2 protein-coding genes and 1 pseudogene are annotated in these 3,154 nt (G+C 64.2%); 2 read left to right on the top strand and 1 reads right to left on the bottom strand.

Annotation, left to right across the window (positions count from 1 at the left end):
• Positions 1–206 precede the first annotated feature (206 nt).
• A complete protein-coding gene (locus tag EET03_RS00125; RefSeq protein ID WP_075541221.1) occupies positions 207–1,019 on the top strand; it encodes an SDR family oxidoreductase in 813 nt (270 codons plus the stop codon).
• A 605-nt stretch (positions 1,020–1,624) separates the two neighbouring features.
• Complete coding sequence (locus EET03_RS32230) at positions 1,625–1,759, top strand: hypothetical protein (RefSeq protein ID WP_279637557.1); 135 nt, start codon at positions 1,625–1,627, stop codon at positions 1,757–1,759.
• Between the two features lie 288 nt (positions 1,760–2,047).
• On the opposite strand, the pseudogene EET03_RS29980 reads toward EET03_RS32230, so the two are convergent.
• Positions 2,048–3,154, bottom strand: a pseudogene (locus tag EET03_RS29980) (PE family protein); the annotation flags it as partial.

Here is a 3,154-nt window from a genome sequence, read left to right as displayed (position 1 = left end):
GGTGGTTTGACGCCATCCCCCGAAAGGACGACGCCGAAGGGCCACAAAACCTTCATCTCCTGTGCAGCAAGCACTTTCAGACAGCCGCCTCCTACATGACGACTCCTTTCCACGCGTCGTGGCGCAATCGTCTAGCTTAGGTTTGACCACCTGCGGCGGTGACCGGCCATCGCAGTTGTCTCCCGAACGGAGGTAGTGACATGGCTGTGCATCGGGACGTGTTGACCGTTATCGGTGTCGGCGGCATCGGTGAGGCGATTGCCCGGCGGTCGGGCTCCGGCAAGACGGTCCTTCTGGCCGACAACAACGACGAGACGCTGTCATCCGTCGCCGAATCCCTCTCCGCTGCAGGCCATCAGGTGCTGGGTCACAGTGTCGACGTCGCGTCAGCGGACTCAGTTCGCGGGTTCGCGCAATACGCCGCCTCCCTCGGGAATGTCACACACGTGGCGCATACCGCCGGGCTCTCCCCGGCGCAAGCCTCGGCGCAAGCAATCCTGGCTGTCGACCTGCTCGGTGTTGCGCTGATGCTCCAGGAGTTCGGCGACGTCGTTGCGCCGGGCGGCGCGGGTGTGGTGATCGCCAGCATGGCGGGCCACCTGGTCCCGCCGCTGACCGCCGAGCAAGAACACGCGCTGGCCCACAACCCCCCGGGTGACCTGCTATCGCTCGACTTCGTCAGCCGGGTCACCGAATCGGCCTTTGCCTACCCGATCGCTAAGCAGGCCAATCACATTCGAGTGCGTGCCGCGAGTGTGCAGTGGGGACGCCGCGGAGCAAGGATTAACTCGATCAGTCCCGGCATTGTCTCGACGGCAATGGGGCAGCAGGAACTGGATTCCGCCGTCGGCGACGGCATGCGGGCGATGATCGCCAGGTCGGGCACCGGCCGCATCGGAACCCCCGACGACATCGCAGGGGCGGCGGCCTTTCTGCTCGGCCCGGACGCATCCTTTATCACCGGTACCGATCTGCTGGTCGACGGTGGCGTCATCGCGGCGGTGCGGTCGGGCAGTTAACCCACAGCTAACCCCAGCTAACCCTCAGCTAACGCTAACCCGGATCTTTCAGTAGTGCGGGGGCGTGCGTGTGGCGTGCCGAGTGGATGAGCACGCCGGCGGTGTGCAGCAGATGTGCTTGGACTCGACCGGCTTTCAGGCCCACGTCCAGGCAACGGCTTTGGCCGTTGGCCAAACTTACAGTGTTGGCACCCAAATTTGCTGGACTGACAGAAGGACTTTGACTATCTACCCGCTGTGACGCCGACATCTACACAATAGTCGGGTTAGCTGATGGGGGCGGCGCGCCGCGGCGTGGCAAATCCGTTGCTTTGCTGGGGTTGTCGCGGAAAGGCGGGCACATTGGGTGTCGGTCGATCCGGTGACCGGTGTGGCTCATGATGGCTTTGGGGTGATGAGATCGGTTGTCGGACCGGTGTGTTTGGTTTTGATGGACCGACGCGGCGCTCGCGGGGTTCTTGTCATCGGCGTCACGTTGAACGTCGCGGGCATGGGTGTCTTCGCTTACGGCGTTGCGCACCAACGCGAGTCCCTGCCGCTGCTTCTGGCCGGTCAGACAATGTTGGGGCTAGGCATGGGCTCCACCCGAATGCCCGCTGGTCGCGGTGGCAATGCAGACGCTGTCCCCAGATCAGATGGCCAGGGGGTCGACGATGGTCAAGGTCAATCAGCAGGTGTCAGCCGCGGTGGGGACCGCGCTCCTGTCGGTGATCCTGACCAGCCAGTCCACCAACCGGTGATGTCGCAACAGCTTTCCCGGAGTGACCTTTCGCAAGCCTGCAGCGCAGCGCTTGTGGTGGCGGTCGTACTGGTGGGGTTGACTTTCATACCGCTGGCATTCTTGTACCAGAAGCCGAAAGCCATGGTGCCGATGCACACGTCGTCGCACCGAATCACACCAGAAAGTGGCGAGCCCGGTGGGGCCGCGCAGCACAGCGGGCAATCAGCTACCGGTATTCACTGACTCGCTCTGAGGCGACTTGTACAACCCGGCGGCTCTCGCCCGGTTCACCGGAGCGCCCTCGAGGTCACGGTGCGTCGAAATTGTGCAGGGTCTGGTTTGTTCCCTCACTCACCGTGACGTAGCCGTCCCCGTCCGGATGGAAGGCGATCGCCTCACCCTGGGATTCATTCGCAACCGCCGGTCCCATAACGGGCTGCTGGCTGAACGGCGACCAGGCGCTGCTGTTCGGGTCCCGATTCCACAGCAGCACATCGCGATAGGTGCGGACGGCCAATTCCGAACCGTCAGGTGAGAAGTCGGCGCTGGTGACCAGTTTCGAGTTGGTATACGACAAGTCCAAAGTTGCGACTTGTTGCAGTGTCGTATCACCGGAACTTCCCCACGCAGTTGGCGGAGCCGAATAGACGCGGGAAACGTTGGCACCGGTCTTCTCGATGACCATCAGGTTGCCCGAACGCGGATCGACGGCCAGTGCCTCGGAGTTGATCTTTTCTCCATTGGGATAGACAAGGCGAAGCTGATCGACCCCCGTCAACGTTGTGTTCGTGGGGTTGGTCGCAGTGCCGGTCACCGTTGGCTCGGGGACGCGGTAGATGACGACGCCGCTGCGCGACAATCCGTTGTCGCCAATGTCGCCGACATAGATATAGGACTTGCCGTCGGCCGCGGTGCCGACCTCGATGTCTTCCCAGTCGACAGCTTTTGCACCACCAAGTGTGTAGCTGCCCAAGGTTTGGCCGGTCTTTGCGTCAACGGCGAAGATTCGCGCCAAGTCCCCTGAATCATTGTGCACCCAAACAACATTCGGATTCTTGATGCCGGCGTCGACGCCCGATATCTCCTTGAGGGCACTGTCGGTGATGGTTCCCCCGTTCGACGAGGCCAGGTCGCCGGAACGGGCCGCGTCGACCGCGTTCTGGCCGGGATCAACCGGCCCGCCCGGATCCGACGGACCGCCCGGATCGCCGGGTGCACTGACCTGGGTGCCGGGCGTCCCGGTGGAACCGGCATGGCCGGCCAGTCGTCCACCGGCGCCGCCGGCTCCGCCCGGGCCCGGGTCGGCACCCGAACCGCCCATGCCGCCGTTGCCGCCGTCGCCGATCAGCTGGGCGGGGCCACCGACACCGCCGGCGCCGGCCGTGCTGCCCGGCGCACCGGCCCCGCCCAGCTG

The sequence above is a fragment of the Mycobacterium innocens genome (genome assembly GCF_900566055.1).
GTDB lineage: Bacteria > Actinomycetota > Actinomycetes > Mycobacteriales > Mycobacteriaceae > Mycobacterium > Mycobacterium innocens.
This window is presented reverse-complemented; position numbering and strand designations above follow the sequence as displayed.